The sequence below is a fragment of the Novosphingobium huizhouense genome (assembly GCF_020179475.1).
GTDB lineage: Bacteria > Pseudomonadota > Alphaproteobacteria > Sphingomonadales > Sphingomonadaceae > Novosphingobium > Novosphingobium huizhouense.
In genome coordinates this window covers 333,496-350,734 of record NZ_JAILXZ010000003.1, presented here as the reverse complement: position 1 = coordinate 350,734, position 17,239 = coordinate 333,496, and the positions used below count along the sequence as shown (strand labels likewise).

14 protein-coding genes and 1 tRNA gene are annotated in these 17,239 nt (G+C 66.2%); 7 read left to right on the top strand and 8 right to left on the bottom strand.

Annotated elements, in window-relative coordinates:
- Positions 1-19: 19 nt before the first annotated feature.
- Entirely contained in the window at positions 20-1,942 is a 1,923-nt protein-coding gene (gene dxs / locus K3A85_RS13575) for a 1-deoxy-D-xylulose-5-phosphate synthase (RefSeq protein ID WP_225207053.1), read from the top strand.
- Here dxs and K3A85_RS13570 read toward each other — a convergent pair whose 3' ends face one another.
- The 4 genes from K3A85_RS13570 to K3A85_RS13555 are packed head-to-tail and all read right to left on the bottom strand — an operon-like array spanning position 1,943 to position 7,277.
- Complete coding sequence (locus tag K3A85_RS13570) at positions 1,943-2,623, bottom strand: NnrU family protein (protein ID WP_225207052.1); 681 nt, start codon at positions 2,621-2,623, stop codon at positions 1,943-1,945.
- Positions 2,624-2,675: 52 nt separating this feature from the next.
- Positions 2,676-4,082, bottom strand: coding sequence for an amidohydrolase family protein (locus K3A85_RS13565; RefSeq protein WP_225207051.1), 1,407 nt, complete (start codon positions 4,080-4,082; stop codon positions 2,676-2,678).
- A complete protein-coding gene (locus K3A85_RS13560; RefSeq protein ID WP_225207050.1) occupies positions 4,079-5,476 on the bottom strand; it encodes an amidohydrolase in 1,398 nt (465 codons plus the stop codon). The genes K3A85_RS13565 and K3A85_RS13560 overlap by 4 nt, the downstream gene beginning before the upstream one ends.
- 13 nt (positions 5,477-5,489) lie before the next feature.
- A complete protein-coding gene (locus tag K3A85_RS13555; protein WP_225207049.1) occupies positions 5,490-7,277 on the bottom strand; it encodes a peptide MFS transporter in 1,788 nt (595 codons plus the stop codon).
- 241 nt (positions 7,278-7,518) lie between these two features.
- Here K3A85_RS13555 and K3A85_RS13550 point away from each other — a divergent pair, with 241 nt between their 5' ends.
- The 3 genes from K3A85_RS13550 to K3A85_RS13540 all read left to right on the top strand — a co-directional run bounded on the left by K3A85_RS13550 (position 7,519) and on the right by K3A85_RS13540 (position 8,506).
- The gene (locus K3A85_RS13550) at positions 7,519-7,869 is read left to right on the top strand and encodes a GntR family transcriptional regulator (protein WP_225207048.1); all 351 of its coding nucleotides are present in this window, start codon (positions 7,519-7,521) and stop codon (positions 7,867-7,869) included.
- A gap of 185 nt (positions 7,870-8,054) precedes the next feature.
- A complete protein-coding gene (locus tag K3A85_RS13545; RefSeq protein ID WP_225207362.1) occupies positions 8,055-8,336 on the top strand; it encodes an integration host factor subunit beta in 282 nt (93 codons plus the stop codon).
- Between the two features lie 85 nt (positions 8,337-8,421).
- A tRNA-Leu gene (locus K3A85_RS13540) sits at positions 8,422-8,506 on the top strand.
- A 33-nt stretch (positions 8,507-8,539) separates the two neighbouring features.
- On the opposite strand, the gene K3A85_RS13535 is transcribed toward K3A85_RS13540, so the two are convergent.
- Positions 8,540-10,048, bottom strand: a complete 1,509-nt coding sequence (locus K3A85_RS13535) for a YifB family Mg chelatase-like AAA ATPase (protein WP_225207047.1) — start codon at positions 10,046-10,048, stop codon at positions 8,540-8,542.
- Between the two features lie 199 nt (positions 10,049-10,247).
- Here K3A85_RS13535 and K3A85_RS13530 point away from each other — a divergent pair, with 199 nt between their 5' ends.
- On the top strand, positions 10,248-11,069 hold the full coding sequence (locus tag K3A85_RS13530; protein ID WP_225207046.1) for a hypothetical protein: 822 nt from the start codon (positions 10,248-10,250) through the stop codon (positions 11,067-11,069).
- Between the two features lie 22 nt (positions 11,070-11,091).
- Here the strand turns inward: K3A85_RS13530 and polA are convergent, their stop codons facing one another.
- Both polA and K3A85_RS13520 read right to left on the bottom strand, forming a co-directional pair.
- Positions 11,092-13,965 (bottom strand): DNA polymerase I, encoded by a 2,874-nt coding sequence (polA, locus tag K3A85_RS13525; protein ID WP_225207045.1) that lies wholly within the window; start codon positions 13,963-13,965, stop codon positions 11,092-11,094.
- An 86-nt stretch (positions 13,966-14,051) separates the two neighbouring features.
- On the bottom strand, positions 14,052-14,291 hold the full coding sequence (locus tag K3A85_RS13520) for a hypothetical protein (RefSeq protein ID WP_225207044.1): 240 nt from the start codon (positions 14,289-14,291) through the stop codon (positions 14,052-14,054).
- On the opposite strand from K3A85_RS13520, the gene K3A85_RS13515 reads away from it, so the two are divergent.
- Positions 14,290-14,496 carry a hypothetical protein gene (locus K3A85_RS13515; protein ID WP_169493816.1) on the top strand — a complete coding sequence of 69 codons (207 nt, stop codon included), beginning with the start codon at positions 14,290-14,292 and terminating at the stop codon, positions 14,494-14,496. The two genes, K3A85_RS13520 and K3A85_RS13515, sit on opposite strands and share 2 nt — an antisense overlap.
- 187 nt (positions 14,497-14,683) lie before the next feature.
- Here K3A85_RS13515 and K3A85_RS13510 read toward each other — a convergent pair whose 3' ends face one another.
- On the bottom strand, positions 14,684-15,655 hold the full coding sequence (locus K3A85_RS13510) for a serine hydrolase (protein WP_225207043.1): 972 nt from the start codon (positions 15,653-15,655) through the stop codon (positions 14,684-14,686).
- A 241-nt stretch (positions 15,656-15,896) separates the two neighbouring features.
- Between K3A85_RS13510 and K3A85_RS13505 the strand changes: the two genes are divergently transcribed.
- Entirely contained in the window at positions 15,897-17,234 is a 1,338-nt protein-coding gene (locus K3A85_RS13505) for a phosphotransferase (protein ID WP_225207042.1), read from the top strand.
- Positions 17,235-17,239 lie beyond the last annotated feature (5 nt).

Here is a 17,239-nt window from a genome sequence, read left to right as displayed (position 1 = left end):
AAGGGTGTAAGGAAACGCGATGTCCGCAACTCCGGCCACGCCGCTCCTCGACACCGTCGATACGCCCGACGATCTGCGCAAGCTCCAGCCCTCGCAATTGCGGCAGTTGGCCGACGAACTGCGTGCCGAAATGATCAGCGCGGTGGGGCAGACCGGCGGGCACCTCGGCTCGGGCCTAGGCGTGGTCGAGTTGACTGTGGCGATCCATTACGTGTTCAATACCCCCGACGACCGTCTCGTCTGGGACGTCGGGCACCAGGCGTACCCGCACAAGATCCTGACCGGCCGGCGCAGCCGCATCCGCACCTTGCGCCAAGGCGGCGGGCTTTCGGGCTTCACCAAGCGCAGCGAAAGCGAATACGACCCGTTCGGGACCGCGCATTCGTCGACCTCGATCTCGGCGGCGCTCGGCTTCGCGGTCGCCAACAAGCTTGCCAACAAGCCGGGCAAGGGCATCGCCGTCATCGGTGACGGCGCGATGAGCGCGGGCATGGCCTACGAGGCGATGAACAACGCCGAAGCCGCGGGCAACCGGCTGATCGTGATCCTCAACGACAACGACATGTCGATCGCCCCGCCGGTGGGCGGCCTCTCGGCCTATCTGGCGCGGCTTGTGTCGTCGGGCCCGTTCCTCGGCCTGCGCGACACGCTGCGCAAGCTTTCGCGCCGCTTGCCCGAGCCACTGCACAAGGCGGCGCGGAAGACCGACGAGTTCGCGCGTGGGCTGGCGATGGGCGGCACCCTGTTCGAAGAACTGGGCTTCTACTACGTCGGCCCGATCGACGGGCACAACCTCGACCAATTGATCCCCGTGCTCGAGAACGTGCGCGACGCCGCCGAGGGGCCGTGCCTGATCCATGTCGTGACGCAGAAGGGCAAGGGCTATGCGCCCGCCGAGAACGCCGCAGACAAATATCACGGCGTCCAGAAGTTCAACGTGATCACCGGTGAGCAGGCCAAGAGCGCGAGTGGGCCGCCGAGCTATACCAGCGTCTTTGCCGGGGCGCTGGTGGCGGAGGCCGAGCGCGATACCACGATCTGCGCGATCACCGCGGCGATGCCTTCCGGCACCGGGCTCGACAAGTTTGCCGCCGCTTATCCCGATCGCAGCTTCGACGTCGGGATTGCGGAACAGCATGCGGTTACCTTCGCCGCGGGCTTGGCGGCGCAGGGCATGCGCCCGTTCTGTGCGATCTATTCGACGTTCCTTCAGCGCGCCTACGATCAGGTGGTCCACGACGTGGCGATCCAGAACCTGCCGGTGCGCTTCGCCATCGACCGCGCCGGACTGGTCGGCGCCGATGGCGCGACGCACGCCGGCTCGTTCGACGTGACCTATCTGGCGACCCTGCCCAACATGGTGGTCATGGCTGCCGCCGACGAGGCGGAGCTTGTTCATATGACCCACACCGCGGCGCTCTACGACGCGGGCCCTATCGCATTCCGCTACCCGCGCGGCAACGGGGTCGGTGTCGAGCTGCCGGCCGTGCCGCAACAGCTTCCGATCGGCAAGGGTCGGGTGGTGCGCGAGGGGAGCAAGGTCGCCCTGCTCTCGCTCGGCACGCGCCTGGCAGAGGCGCTCAAGGCAGCAGACCAGCTGGAGGCCAGGGGCCTGTCGACAACGGTTGCAGACCTGCGCTTTGCGAAGCCGCTCGACAGTGAGCTGATCCGCCGCCTGATGGGCACGCACGAGGTGATCGTCACCATCGAGGAAGGCGCGATCGGTGGGCTCGGAGCCCATGTGCTGACGCTCGCCAGCGACGAGGGCCTGACCGACGCCGGCCTGAAGATCCGCACGATGCGGCTGCCCGACTTGTTCCAGGACCAGGACAGTCCGGAGAAGCAGTATGACGAGGCCGGCCTGAACGCAGCGCAGATCGTCGATACCGTGCTCAAGGCGCTGCGGCACAACAGCGCCGGGGTCAGCGAAGCGCGCGCCTGATCAGAGGATGTGGGCCGGCAGCAAGCCCCATAGGCCCGCAGGCACTTGCGCGAGCGGCACGTGCAACCAGGTGATCGCGAGCCAGGGAAGAACCGCCGCACCGAGCCAGACGCCGAGCGCGCTCGCATGGGCGAGGTTGGGCCAGAACGAAGTGCGCTTCATCCACGAGCGCCACTCGGTGCCGTAAAGTGCCTTCTTCTTGCGATCCTGGAGATGCGAGCCGTAGAGCGCGAGCAGGATCAAACCGCCCATCAGCACCAGCACGCGAGGTGAGGGCGAAACCAGGATGTGCGATGCGGCCCAGAGCGCGAACCCCATCATCATCGGGTGGCGCGTGATCTTGAAGACGCCACGCGGCATCTGCGCCGAAAGGCCATGAACCTTCGCGCCCGGCAAGGCCGGGTTGCCGGCGAGCGAGGCCATGAACAGCGCCAGCGCGATCAGGGTAAGTACGCTGGAGATAATCCAGGGCATGCTCGCCATGCCGTCCCAGAGCAGCGGATCGCGGGGCGCGCGGCCGAAGGCGACGATCGTCCATGCAAAAGTGGAGAGCGCGACGAGCGAGTAGGCTGCGGGAAAAGCCTTGTTGCCGATCGCCTTGACCAATGGAGCGCGCAGCGGGTGGGACAAGAGGTAATGGGTGCCAAGAAAACTCGCCATTGCGGCGATCAACCATCCCATCGTCCCATCTCCCGCTCAATTCTGACGCGCCTGTCGCGCAATAATCAGCCGATCACTGGTAAGCTTTAGGCAGCGGGCCTTCCTGCGGATGCCGGTAGCGGTCACGCAACCGCGTTTGATGATTTACCATGTTCTGTTTGACGCCGTCGATATAGATTGCAACCGGTCCGGAAGTGACTTCGAGCGGATCGCCATCCCAGATCACGACGTCGCCGGCGAGGCCCGGCTTCAAGCTACCGAACCTGCCGCCCTCGCCAATGATCTCGGCCGGCACCGACGTGATCGAGGCCAGCGCCTGGCCCCAGGTCAGCCCGGTTGCGCCCGGGATTTGCGCAACCGCCACGAGGTTGCCAGCGTATTGCGGGGCATAGCGGGGCTGGTCGTTGTCGTAGAAGCCGCCAAGCGCCACCTTGACACCCGCCTGCGCCATTCGTCCGACGTTGGATTGTGTCGCGGCGAGCGTCTCGAAGCGGCCGGGCAGATCGGTGATCGCACTGGCCAGCACGGGAACGCGCGCCGCCGCGATGCGGGATGCGACACGCCACCCTTCGGCGGCGCCGACGATGACCAGCTTCAGTGCAGGAAACTCGTCCTTCAGCCGTAGCACCTGGAGGATGTCGGCGGCCCGTTCGACGTGGACGTAGAGCGGCTGTCTTCCGTTGACGACAGGGATCAGGGCTGCGGCATCGAAGCGCGTCAGCAATCCGTCGTCGGCGCGACCTTGTGTCGTCTGCGCCATGCGCGGATCGAGCGGAATGTCGTCGCCCGTCGAAGCAGGCACGCCTTTGGCCCCGCCGATCTTGGAGATCCCGGATCGGCGGTCGAAGTCCGCCGCTTCGCGCAGGGCGTTGCGCAGCACTGCCTGCGCTGCGACGCGGCTGCCCCCGGCGAGGGCGGCACCGCGCTCGCCCAACTCGACGAACTGAAATGCGCGCGGACGACTGACCGGATCGATATCTGCCGCGAGATCGATGATTGCGCCTTGGCCGGCGAAGATCGCATTGGCCGCGACCGGCGCGACGGCGGCGCGGGTCACGCCACCCGCGCGGCTCACTCCGATCGGGGTCGCATCGGGATCGATCGCGGCGGAAACGTCGAGGGCCGCGTTGAAGCCCGCCTTCTCGGCATAATCGTCGTTGCTCTCGTCGACAGCGCCGACGTCCACCAGCCCGAGGTCGGTCACTGCGCTGACGATGCCGGGGGTAACCCACTTGCCGGTCCCATCGATCACCTCGACGCCGGCGGGAACGGCGATGCCGGCCCCTGCGGCGACGACTTTGCCGCCGCGCACGACCACGGTGCCACCATGGATCGGAGCACTGCCATCGCCGATCGCGATTGTGGCATTGGTGATGGCGAAGCCTTCGGCGCCCTGCGGTGACGATTGCGCGAGCGCTGGCAGCGAAACCGATGCGGCAAGCAGTGCGAGACCGTCACGGACGAGGGTGCGCGCCATCATTTCACGTCTCCTTCGCCGGGCTGGCCAAGTTCGAAGTCGGATACCGGTCGGCGATTGCGGTCCATCGCGTCGTAGAGTAGTGCCCCGTCGATCCAGACCTTTTCGGGCCGCGAATAGACCGACAGCGGATTGCCGTTCCACAGGACGACGTCACCCATCTTGCCCGGGGCGAGGCTGCCCGTCCTGCCATCGATGCCGAGCGCGCGGGCCGGGTTGAGCGTGAACCACGAGATGACCTGTTCATCGGGGATTGAGATGCCGATGCGCCTGCCGTCGCCTTGGGCCTTTGCAGCTTCCTGGTTGAGGCGCTGGATCCCGTTCTCGTCGTCCGAGTGGATGATCACGCAGGCGCCATGATCAGCGAGAAGCGGCGCGTTCTCGGGAATGCCATCGTAGGCCTCCATCTTGAAGCCCCACCAGTCGGCCCAGATTGCCGAGCAGATGTCGTTTTCCTTGAGCAGGTCGGCGATCTTGTAGGCTTCGACAGCGTGGTGGAATGCGCTCACCTTGTAGCCGAATTCCTTCGCCATATCGATCACTTGCGCCATCTCGTCGGCGCGGTAGCAATGGTTCTGGACGAGGATCTTGCCGGCGAGCACGTCGGCCAGCGTCTCCATCGCGAGATCGCGGGAATCGAGTTTTCCGGCATCGCGCTTCTTCTTGTACTCGGCGGCCTTGATCCAGGTCTGGCGGTCGACCGCGAAGTTGCCCATGCGGGTGGACGGCATCTGGTTGCGGTCGCCGTAGACGCGCTTGGGGTTTTCGCCGCAGGCCATCTTGAGGCCGTAAGGCGCATCGGGGAACTTCATCCCCTGAACCGTGCGGCTGGGCACATTCTTGAGGACGACCGAACGACCGCCCATCAGATTGGCCGAGCCCGGCAGGATCTGCAGCGAGGTCACACCGCCATTGGCGAGCGCGCGGGTGAAACCGGGATCTTGCGGCCAGACCGAATGCTCCGCCCAGACTTCGGGAGTGGTCGGACTGGTCGCCTCGTTGCCGTCCGAATGGGCCTGCACGCCGGGGCTGGGGTAAACTCCAAGGTGGCTGTGGATGTCGATGACGCCCGGGGTCACGAACTTGCCCGCGCCATCGATGCGAGCATATCGCTGCGGTACCGATAGGTCGGCCCCCCCGATCGCCTCGACCTTTCCGCCCGACAGGAGCACCGTGCCGTTGTCGATGCGGCCGCCTGCTCCATCGTAAACAGTTGCGCCCACGATCGCCACGGCCTCGCCGGGATAGGGCTTGTAGGTCGAAGGGTAGGGTTTGTCCTTGAGCTGGAAGCTCTGGTCGTCCTGCTTGGGCTTGGCAAAGCCGGCGCCAGACGAGGCGGCGAGAGCAAGCCCGGCAAGCGCGTGGCCGGCGAGCCGTCCGAGATGTCTTAGCTTCACTGTCCGGGCTCCCTTACTTTACGCCGTGCATAAGCTTGCGCAGCGGCGCCGCCAGAAGCAGCAGGACGACGCCGATGGCGACGGCAGCCCAGCCGATCGTCGAAAACACTGCAGTGTAGGTGTCGAGGCTGACCTTGAGGTTTGTCACCTGGCCGCCGACAGTCTCGACGCTTGCCACCTGCGCGACGATCCCGGCGACGTATTGCGCGACCGAGATCGACAGGAACCACACGCCCATCATCATGCCCACGATGCGGGCGAGGCTGAGCTTGGTGATCATCGACAGGCCCACCGGCGAAATGCACAGTTCGGCGATCGAGTGGATCAGGTAGAGCCCGGCGAGCCACCAGATCGAGACCTTGAAGTCGGGTCCGGCGAACTGCGCGCCCCAGACAAGGAACAGGAAACCCGCGCCGACGCCGGCCAGCGCCACGCCGAATTTCACCGGGATGGTCGGCTCGATGCCGCGCTTGCCCATCGTTGCCCACAGCACCGACATGACCGGCGCGAGCATGACGATGAAGATCGCGTTGAAGAACTGGGTCTGCCCGGCCGAAATGGAAAACAGGCCGAAGATCGACAGGTCGGTGTTGCGGTCGGCGAACAGCGTCAGCGACGAGCCGGCCTGTTCGAACAGGGTCCAGAAGACGGTGTTGAAGACGATCAGCACCATCGCTGCGACCATCATCTGGAATTCGACCTTGCTGCCTTCCCTCCAGGCGTAGAACAGGATCGCCGGGACACCGAGAATGAAGGTGCCGAACAAGAGCTTGCCCATCAGCGGCAACGCCATGATGTAGCCGGCGAAGCCTGCGCCCTCGGCGGCCGGGGCGGCGCTCATCAGGTTCTGGAACAGGAACAGCACGACCGGGACGGCAATGGCGGCGCCGAGGTAGATCAGCAGGCTGCGGTCCTTGCCCTGGTCGGCCGGAGGCTCTCCGTACCCGGCAAGGCGACCGCCATCGAACTGGATGAGGCTCCACGAAAACACCATCCCGATTGCTGCGAGGCCGAAGCCTGCCCACCAGCCGACCGTGTCTGCCAGCAACGGGCAGAGCAGCTGCGAGAACAGCGATCCCAGGTTGATGCCCATGTAGAAGATGGTGAACCCGGCATCCTTGCGCGTATCGCCCTTCGGGTAGAGCTCGCCGACCATCGTCGAGATGTTTGGCTTGAAGAAGCCGTTGCCGACCGTGATCAGCGACAGTCCTACGAGCAGCAGCAGTGTGAGCAGCGCCGAGCGCTCGCCGGCGGACTCGAAGCTGCCCTTCGGCACCGATCGCGCGACGCTGCCATCGGGGGCGAGAAGCGACACGGTGCCGTCCTCGTTACCCTTGATGAGCAGCTTTTGCGGGCCATCGACAACATAGCGTCGTTCCTGCCCGGTGGCGGTCGGGCGGTCGATGGTGTTCTCCTCGACGACCTCGTAGCGTTGCCCGTCGATCACCGCGTGCGGCTTTGCCGTCTCGCCTCCGAAGCAAAGGATGAAATAGCCCGCGGCCATCATCAGCGCGCCGAATTTCACCGATCGCTTCGAACCGAGGTAGCGATCGGCCAGCAGCCCACCAACGAGGGGAGTGAGGTAGACCAGGGCGGTGAACCCGCCGTAGAGCCCGGTCGTGGTGCTGTCGCTGAACAGGAAATGCTTGGTCAGGTACAGCGTCAGCAGCGCCCGCATGCCGTAGTAGCCGAACCGTTCCCACATCTCGGTCGTGAACAGGCGCGCGAGTTGCCGCGGGTGGCCGAACCAGCTGCTGTCGGTCGTCTCGCCCGCAGCGGGCTGGTCGCTGGAAGAAATCATGTCTGGAAGCGCTCCCCGTCCTTCTGTGGCCGCCCGTTCGCTGCCGCGGATCCTGTCTGGACGCGCGAGACTAGCGGGATTGCCGCTTTTTGGAAGAATCTAATTGCATTCGCAACGAGGTGCGACGGTTTGCTGCATCATCGCGGGCCGCTGCTGCACCGATCTTTCGCGCATGAAGAGTTTTTGAAATTTTATTTCAATTTATTTGCGTTTTCGGGTGTGTTGGTCTAGCAAGTCACCGATGTCCGACACCGCCTTGCCCGTGCACTTGCGCCTGCGCGCGATGATTGCTGACGGCATCGTCGATGGGACCTATCGCGAAGGCACGATGCTTCCTTCGGTGCGCAGCCTTGCGCAGCGCGAGAAGGCCAATCCGCTGACCGTGGCCAAGGCGTATCAGTACTTCCAGGACGAAGGCCTCGTGACGGTCCAGCGCGGTATCGGGCTGTTTGTCGCGGACGGCGCCGCCGAAAGGCTTCGCGCGACGATGCGCCGGCGCTTTATCGAGGACGAATGGCCGCGAATCGCACGGCGACTTAACCTGTTGGGGCTGCGCGTCGAAGACCTGTCCATGACGGTCCATCGAAACTGATGCCACGAATTCGGTAAATCTTCTGCCGATGCGTACCGTTTTGAACATTCTCTATGCCATAAGTTAAGTTGTGCCAGCGCAAGTGATCTGGCAATCTTTTGCTAGGCCTGCCCGGACGGGGGTCGGGGGCATGCGCTCATACTTGGATCGTGGCGCCAAGCGCGTCATCGGAGGGACATAGGCGGATGATCAGGTCCGAATTGCTGCAGGCGCTTGCCAAAGACAGCCCGGGCATGCGCGCAGAGGAAATCGAACGGGTCGTCGATGTCTTCTTCGACGAGATCGCCAAGCGCCTGGCCGAAGGAGGCCGGGTCGAACTGCGCGGTTTCGGTGCTTTCTCGACCCGCGAACGCGAAGCGCGCAAAGGGCGCAACCCGCGCACCGGCGAGACGGTCGAGGTCCCGGGCAAAAGGGTCCCTTACTTCAAGCCTGGCAAGGAAATGCGCCAGCGGCTGAACGCCGAATAACCGCATCGGTCCGCAACGGGCCGCGGATCAAGAAGCCTTGCCCGCGAACCGCCGCTGTGCAATCGCCGGCGCGCAGCGCTGCCTTGCGGACGTGGCGGAATGGTAGACGCCGGGGACTTAAAATCCCTTGAGCTTTGCTCGTGCGGGTTCGAGTCCCGCCGTCCGTACCAGCGCCGCCCCATTCCAGATCCTGAGGCTCGCGGCTAGGCGCGCGGCGCGATGCGCCGGTAGCTCAGCGCTTCGGCAACGTGGGGGCGTCCGGTCTGGTCTGCCCCAGCCATGTCGGCGATCGTCCGCGCCACGCGCAGGATGCGGGTATAGCTGCGCGCGGAGAGCCGCATAACCTCGGCTGCCTGTGCCAGGAGCTTGCGCCCGCCATCGTCGGGCGTTGCGAAGCGATCGAGCAAGTCTCCGTCGAGCTCGGCATTGTTGCGCCGGCCAGTCCCTTCGAGCCGCTCCGTTTGAACCCGCCGTACGGCTGCGACGCGCGCCGCGACTTCCGCCGACCCCTCGGACGGGGGCGGCAACGAGAGATCGGCGGCCGATACCGGATCAACCTCGACGTGCAGGTCGATTCGGTCGAGCAGCGGCCCGGACACCTTCGACTGGTAGTCTGCCGCACAGCGCGGGGCCCTGCTGCATCCCAGCGCCGGGTCGCCGAGATGACCGCAGCGGCAGGGATTCATCGCGGCGACGAGCTGGACGCGGGCCGGGAAGGTGACGTGCGCATTCGCGCGAGCAACGGTAATCTCGCCGCTCTCGAGCGGTTGGCGCAGCGAATCCAGGACAGCGCGCTGGAACTCCGGCAGCTCGTCGAGAAACAGCACGCCGAGGTGGGCCAGGCTGACTTCGCCGGGCCTCACTCGAAGCCCGCCTCCGGTGAGCGCCGCCATCGAAGCCGAATGGTGCGGACTGCGGAACGGCCGGGCGCGGCTGATCCTGCCGTCCTCGAGCAAGCCCGCAACCGATGCGACCATCGAGGTCTCGAGGGCTTCGGCCGGCGTGAGATCGGGGAGAATTCCAGGAAGGCACGAAGCGAGCAGCGACTTGCCGGCGCCGGGCGGTCCCACCATCAGCAGGTTGTGCCCTCCGGCCGCAGCGATCTCGAGTGCGCGACGCGCAACCTCCTGGCCCTTCACCTGGCGCAGATCGGCCAGCCTGGCGGGCGGTTCCGCTTCGCCCGGCACCGGGTCCGGCAGCCGCTGCTGGCCCCTGAGATGATTGAGAAGGCCGAGCAAGTGCGGCGCGGCGACGACATCGATCCCGCTCGCCCAACTCGCCTCGGACCCTTGCTCGGCCGGGCAGATCAAGCCCTTGTCCTGGCTGCCGGCATGCAGCGCTGCCAGCAGCACGCCTGGACTGGAGATGACCCGGCCGTCGAGCGCCAGCTCGCCCACCGCTACATAGTCTCCGATCGTCTCGCGATCGACCACGCCCATCGCCGCGAGCAGCGCCAACGCGATCGGCAGGTCGTAGTGCGACCCCTCCTTGGGCAGGTCCGCAGGCGACAGGTTCACCGTAATCCGCTTCGGCGGCAGCGAAAGGCCGAGCGCGGCGAGCGCGGCATGGACGCGCTCACGGCTTTCGCCGACGGCCTTGTCCGGAAGCCCGACCAGGCGGAAGGCGGCCAGGCCCGGGGCGATCTGGCATTGCACCTCGACCGCGCGCGCCTCGAGACCGAGATAGGCAACCGTCGATACCAGAGCAACCATCGCGGCCTTCCGTAATTCGTGCCGAGCAGGGCCGAGGCAAATCCCTGAGTGTTCATACGGAGAGGGCGCGCGGTGTGAAGCGGATGCCGCCAAAACGGTGGCGTTCGCAGGGTTAACCGCGCGCAAAGACCGTGCGGTAAGCCCGAATAAACTATGTTTTTTCGATATTTAAAAGGCGCTCGGGGCGCGTTGTGCGGTCATGCCCAAGCCGCTCCGCACACTCGCGATCGCGCTCTGCCTGCACGCGGCGGTCGCTCCTGCATTGGCGCGCGACATTTCCACCCGAACCTGGATCGACGGTCATGGCGTGCGCTGGACCGAGACGGTCGAGGCCTGGAGCGACGAACAGCCGGGCATCGGCGCAGGTATCGACGAGGACGATCCGGGCGCGACGCGCGATTGGCCTGCTGCGGAGGCGGGGGATGGCGGCGACCGTCTGGTCGCCTCGAGCCCCGCTGCGGCAGGGCGCAACGATGCCGTGCAGCCCGGAACCCGCTTCCTCGCGAAGTTTGGCCCGTTCGTGGTGCTCGACCCTGCGCGGGCGCTGCTCGCGCGCGAAACCGATACGGATGCACCGCGCCAGTTCGCGAGGATGCTCGCCGCATACCCGCGCATCCGCGTGCTCGAACTGCGCGACTGTCCCGGAACGGTCGACGACAACGCCAACCTCGTGCTCGGCCGCATGATCCATCAGCGCGGTCTCGAAACGGTCGTGCCGCCCGGCGGATCGGTCCGCTCGGGCGCGGTCGACCTCTTTCTGGCGGGCGTGCAGCGCACCGCTGCGGCAGATTCCGAGTTCGCGGTCCATGCCTGGCTCGACGACGACGGCATGCGCCCCGGCAGCTTTGCGCCGAGCTCGCCGGTCAATCGCAAGTACGTCGTGTTCTACCACGAGGCTGGAGGAATGCCGCTTGCCACCGCGAGCGCATTCTACGCCCTGACCAACTCGGTCCCGAACGAGCAGGCGCTGTGGCTGACGCCGCGAGACCTCGCCCGCTACGCCCGGATCGCGGTGCGCTGATCCCCCGGCGCTCGGGGCAACCTCAATGCGCGGCGCCCCACGACGGTCCCGTGCCGATCTCGACGCCGAGCGGCACGGTCAGCTTCACTGCAGGCTCGGCGGCGCGCGCCATGACGGCTTCGATCACCGGTCTTGCCGCTTCGACATCCGTGGCAGGCAACTCGAACACCAGTTCGTCGTGGACCTGCAGCAGCATGCGCACGTGCCCCAGGCCCGCCGCTTCGAGCGCGGGCGTCATGCGGACCATGGCGCGCTTGATGATGTCGGCGCAGGTACCCTGGATCGGCGCGTTGATCGCTGCCCGCTCGCTGCCCTGACGTTCGGCCTGGTTCTTCGAATTGATCCGCGGAAACCAGGTCTTGCGACCGAACAGCGTCTCGGAATAGCCGCGCTCGCGCACCTGCTCGAGTGTTTCGAGAATGTAGCGCTGAATGCCCGGAAAGCGCTCGAAATAGCGGTCGATCATCGCCTGCGCCTCGTCGGCGCCGGTGCCGAGCCGACCGGCCAGACCCCACCGGCTGATGCCGTAGAGGATGGCGAAGTTTATCGTCTTGGCCCGACCGCGCGTATCGCGATCGACCGTGCCGAACATCTCCATCGCGGTGCGCGCGTGAATGTCCTCCCCGGCGGCAAAAGCCTCCTTCAGCGCAGGTACGTCGGCCATGTGCGCGGCAAGGCGCAGTTCGATCTGGCTGTAGTCGGCCGCCAGCAGAACGTTGCCGGGCTCGGCGACGAAGGCGTCGCGGATCTGGCGGCCGATCTCGGTGCGGATCGGGATGTTCTGAAGGTTGGGCTCGTTCGACGAGAGCCGCCCGGTCTGCGCGCCGACCAGGCTATAGCTGGTGTGGACGCGGCCCGTCGCAGGATTGATCGCAGCCTGCAGCGCGTCGGTATAGGTGGACTTGAGCTTCGACAGCTGGCGCCATTCGAGCACCAGCGTGGCTACTTCGGCGCCTTGCGAAGCCAGCGTTTCGAGAACCGACTGGTCGGTCGAATACTGGCCGCTCTTGCCCTTCTTGCCGCCCTTGTGGCCGAGCTTGTCGAACAGCACGTCGCCCAATTGCTTTGGGCTGCCGATGGTGAAGGGACCGCCGCATTTGTCGTAGATCACCGTTTCGAGCTCGGCGATCTTGGACGCGAACTCGGTGGAAAGCCCGGCGAGCCGTTCGCGGTCGACGCGGATGCCGTGGCGCTCCATCTGCGCGACGACGGGGACCAGCGGACGATCGACGGTCTGGTAGATCCGCGTGCCGCCTTCGTCGGACAGGCGCGGGGCGAACAGGCGATGCAGCCGCCAGGTGACGTCGGCGTCTTCGGCGGCGTAGCGCGTCGCATCGGCCAGCGGCACTTCGGCAAAAGTGATCGCCTTCTTGCCCGTGCCGCACAGGTCCTTGAATTTCATCGTGGTGTGGCCGAGGTGCCTTTCGGCCAGCTCATCCATGCCGTGTCCGGCGAGCCCTGTCTCGCTCCGGCCAGCGTCCAGGCAGAAGCTCATCACCATCGTGTCGTCGACCGGGCCGACGGCGATTCCGCCGATCGCCTCTCCGGCGCGGGCGAGGATGGTGATGTCGTACTTCACGTTCTGGCCGACCTTGAGCACCGCATCGCTCTCCAGCAGCGGCTTGAGCGCGGTTAGCGCCGCGGTGCAATCGATCTGGAGCGGCCTTTCGGCGAACATGTCGCTGCCGCCGTGCGCCAACGGAATATAGCAGGCATCGTTGGGGCCGAGCGCGAGACTTATCCCGACAAGTTCGGCGCGCATCGAATCGAGCGCGCTGGTCTCGGTGTCGATGGCAACGAGGCGCGCCTCGAAAGCGCGGGCGATCCATTGCTCCAGCTCGCCGATCGACTGCACGCAGGCATAGCTGCCGAGTTCGATCGCCGGCCATTCGGGCAACGGCTGGCGGTTCGCGCCCTCAGCGGCGACCGGTGAAGGGGCGCCCGAAGCGGCAGGCGTGACAGGTGTTGCCCCTCCGACCTTGCGCAGCAGGCTGGTGAAGCCGTGCTCGGTCAGGAAGGCGGCAAGCGGTTCGGGCGGAATCGCCCGCAGCTCGAAATCCTCGAGCGGGATGGGCAGGTCGCAGTCTTCCTTGAGCGCGACGAGGACGCGCGAGAGGCGGGCCATGTCGGCCTGCTCGATCAGGCTGTCGCGCAGCTTGCCGGGCTTCATCGCCGGCGCGGCGGCGAGCGCGGACTCGAGGTCGCCGTGCTCCTGGATCAGCTTGGTCGCGGTCTTGGGGCCGATGCCGCGGATGCCCGGGACATTGTCGACCGCATCGCCCATGAGCGCGAGCACGTCGCCGACCTTTTCGGGGGGGACGCCGAACTTCTCGATCACTTCGGGAATGTCGATGCGCTGGTTCTTCATCGTGTCGAGCATGTCGACACAACCGCCGCCTTCGGCGCATCTGCCAACGAGCTGCATCAGGTCCTTGTCGGACGAGACGATGGTCACGTCCCAGCCTTTTGCGGTGGCGGCCCGGGCGTAGGAGGCAATGAGGTCGTCCGCCTCGAGATCGTCCTCCTCGATGCAGGCCAGGCTGAATGCGCGCGTTGCATCGCGGATCAGCGGGAACTGCGGCACCAGATCTTCGGGCGGCGGCGGACGATTGGCCTTGTACTGGTCGTAGAGCGCGTTGCGGAACGTGGTCGAGCCCTTGTCCAGGATCACCGCGAGGTGGGTCGGGCCGTCGGCCTGGTGAAGGTCTTCGGCCAACTTCCATAGCATCGTGGTATAGCCGTAGACCGCGCCGACCGGGACGCCCTTGGGATTGGTCAGCGGTGGCAGCCGATGGTACGCCCGGAAGATATACGCAGAACCGTCGACGAGATAGAGGTGGCGGTGTGCTCCGGTCTCTACGGTGGCTGCGGGCGCGGTATCGGCGGCGGTGTCCATGCCTCGCGATGTAGCCCTTCGATGGCCTCGGCGAAAGCGTTTCGGGCGTTCGTGCCGCGCATCGTGGATAAGTCTCGAAGGTTGCACTATCGCACGGTTCGTCGTCCTTGGCGGGCACTTGAACGCAACTCCGACACCTCCAAAGCGCGTGCAAAAAAGCGTTCCGGTTTCGAAACATGGAATTGACCGCCCGGCGCGGATACGTTGAACGCTTGCAAGCCGATGAATTGCCGATTAATTGGGGCGGGAAGTCTACCGCCAGAGTAGGCTTTGCGGCGGGCTGCTTGCCCGGCGCGGTTCACTTCAATCCAGGGATTGTAACGCATGCGCAAGCTCATCCTCGCCGCTGTCGCCGGCACCGCCTTCGCCCTCGCCGGCTGCTCGGAAAAGGCTCCGGAAGCCACCGAAGCTGCCACTGAAGCTGCTGCCGACGCTTCGGAAGCCGCTGCTGACGCCTCGGGCGCCGCTGCCGACGCCAGCGCCTCGGCTTCGGAAGCCGCTGCTGACGCGAGCGAAGCCGCGAAGATGTAATCCCCGCCCGCAAGGGCAGGTTACGGATAGAGGGGCACGGATGCGCGCGCATCCGTGCCCTTTTCCGTTTGGCCCCTCCACCGACGCCAGCGCCGGGATGTCGAACTACAGGCACGCCCGGAGGTACAAAAAAAGGGCGCCGCGCAGGGCGCCTTTGCTCAAAGCTACGAGTTGAATGCCGAGCCGGTCAGCGGCGGCGGACGATTTCCTGCATCCCGCTCGCAGCCGGCATGCTGTAGCCATCGTAGATGGTGCGCGCGATCTGGGCGATCAATCCTGCATGCACGGTGTGCCCCTCCGGGCCTGTCACGAAAATCACCAGCGCCAGATGGCGACCGTCAGGGAGCCGCACGATGCCGACGTCGTCGGTCACGCCGGCAAGCGTTCCGGTCTTGTGCGCGAACAGCGTGCCTTCGGGCAAGCCGGCGCGGATACGGTTGCGGCCGGTGCTGGTCCGGGTCATCGTGTCGAGCAGGACGGCGCGGCTTTGCGGGCTGAGGGCATTGCCACGGTCGATTGCGGCGAGCAGCGCCAGCATGGCGCGCGGCGTGCTGCTGGTCCGCGTGGTGATCGTCGTGGCTGGGTTAACCCGGCCGTCGTCGCGCACGAGCGTCGCCATCGTATGATCGAGCCGCTGGCCGACGATGCCCTTGCTCGTAAGCCAGGCATTGACCGCCTGGATGCCCCCGACCGCCTTGATCAGGCCATCGGTGGCCTCGTTGTTGCTGCGCGTGATCGACAGTTCCATCAAGCCCTGCGCCGTCAGCATCTGCCCGGCGCGCAGCGGCGCCTCGGCGCTCCGCGACGAAAGCGGCTGGGCCACGGGAAGCATCATCGGCAGCGGCTGGTCGAGCCGCATAAGGCCCTGCTCCACCTTGTCGAGCATCGTGCAGGCAACCGCGATCTTGGCCGTGCTTGCCATCGGGAACGGCATGTCGCCGTTGACAAGGATCTGCCCCCCGTTGTCGAGGTCCATCGCCGCGACGCCGATCCGGCCACGCCCCTGCGCTACGAGCGCGGCGACGCGATTCTGGATTTCGAGGTCTCGCGCATCCTGCATTGCTACCGGCGGGCGGCTCTGCACGGCTTGCGGAGTCGCCGCGAGCGCCGGAACGGCGAGCAGCGCGGCAGCGATGAGCTTGTAGATGCGACGTGCCATGGTGGCTGACTTCTAACCCCGACCCGAATTTCCCGTCATTGTCATTTGTAACGCACGGAGAATCCCCTGAAAAGTGCTGCGGGACACGGTCGGTCGCCGAGCGCGCCCGCCTTGTCGGTTGCGGCGGAACGAATCGCGCCGCGATGAAAACAGCGCTGGACTTTAATTGAGCGGTTAAGTTAACCCGGCGCGACAGACCGGAGGACCATCTCCGGCCCCGAGAGGATCACCGGAGGCTGCCTTGGCGCTGGACACGCAAGTCGATTTTTCTGCCGGTCTGACCACGGTGATGGCGAAGGCCGGGATTGCCGGGCCGGTGACCAACCCGCGCCGGCTGTCCGGGGGGGCAAACCTCGAATCCTGGCTGTTCGATTGCGGAGGCGAGGCTTTCGTGCTCCGCCGGGCGCCGTCGGAGGAATGGCTGGCCAATCGTCCGATCGACATGACCCAGGAAGCCGCCATCGTTCGGCACGCCTTCGCAGGCGGCGTGCCTGCACCCGAAGTCGTCGCCGAGCTGGCGCCCGAGGACGGGATCGGGCGCGGGTTCGTGATGCGCTGCCTTGCCGGGACCGCCGACCCGGAGGTCACGCTGTCGAGCCCCGCGTCGCTGGGCGAGGAGCTGGCCGTGGCCATGGCCCGCATTCATGCGCTGGATCCGGCAGGACTGCCGTTCCTCAAGATTCTGGAGCCGGCCGCCGGAGTCGAAGGGCTCCACCAGCAATTCCTCGATGCGGGTGGCGACCGGCCGATCATTGCGCTGGGCATAGCGTGGCTGCGGGCAAACCTGCCGCCGGCCGCCGAACCCAAAGTGGTGCACGGCGACCTGCGCATCGGCAACGTGATGAGCCATGAAGGCCACCTTTCGGGCGTGCTCGACTGGGAACTGACCCACCTCGGGGATGGGCACGAGGATTTCGCCTATGGCTGCATGACGGTCTGGCGCTTCGGCCGGCTCGACAAGCTGGGCTTCGGCCTGACCGACATCGACACGCTGGCGCGCGCGTACGAAGCGGCCGGCGGCGAAAGGTTCGACCCGGTGCGCTTCCGCTTCTGGCTCGTCTACCGCACGGTGTGGTGGGCGCTCGGCACGCTGGGCATGGGCAAGACCTGGCGCAGCGGGGTCGATCGCCAGATCGAGCGCGTGGTTGTCGGCCGCCGCACCTCGGAGCAGGAGCTCGACCTTCTGCGCCTGCTCGAAGGCGACGCGCCCGAGGCGGAGCGCGCGCGCAGGCTGGCCGCGGCGCCAGCGCCTCCCGATCCCGGTGAGGGCGAGCCGACAGCCATCGAGATGCTGACGGCGGTGTCCGAATGGCTTGCTGCAACGGTCAAGGAGCGCCTTTCCGGGCGTGAACGGTGGGAGCTGGCGGTGACGCAGAACGCACTTGGCATCGTCCGTCGCCAGCTTGCCGGGCGGCCCGGCACCTCGGACCGGGCGCTGACCGACGATATTCTCGCCGGCCGCAAGACCCTCGCGACGCCCGGCCTGCTTGCCGACCTGCGCCGGCGCGCGCTCGACACGCTTTCCGCCGACATGCCGAAATATCCCGCGCTCGCCCAGGCGCGCGGCCTTTGGGAGTGAGTGAA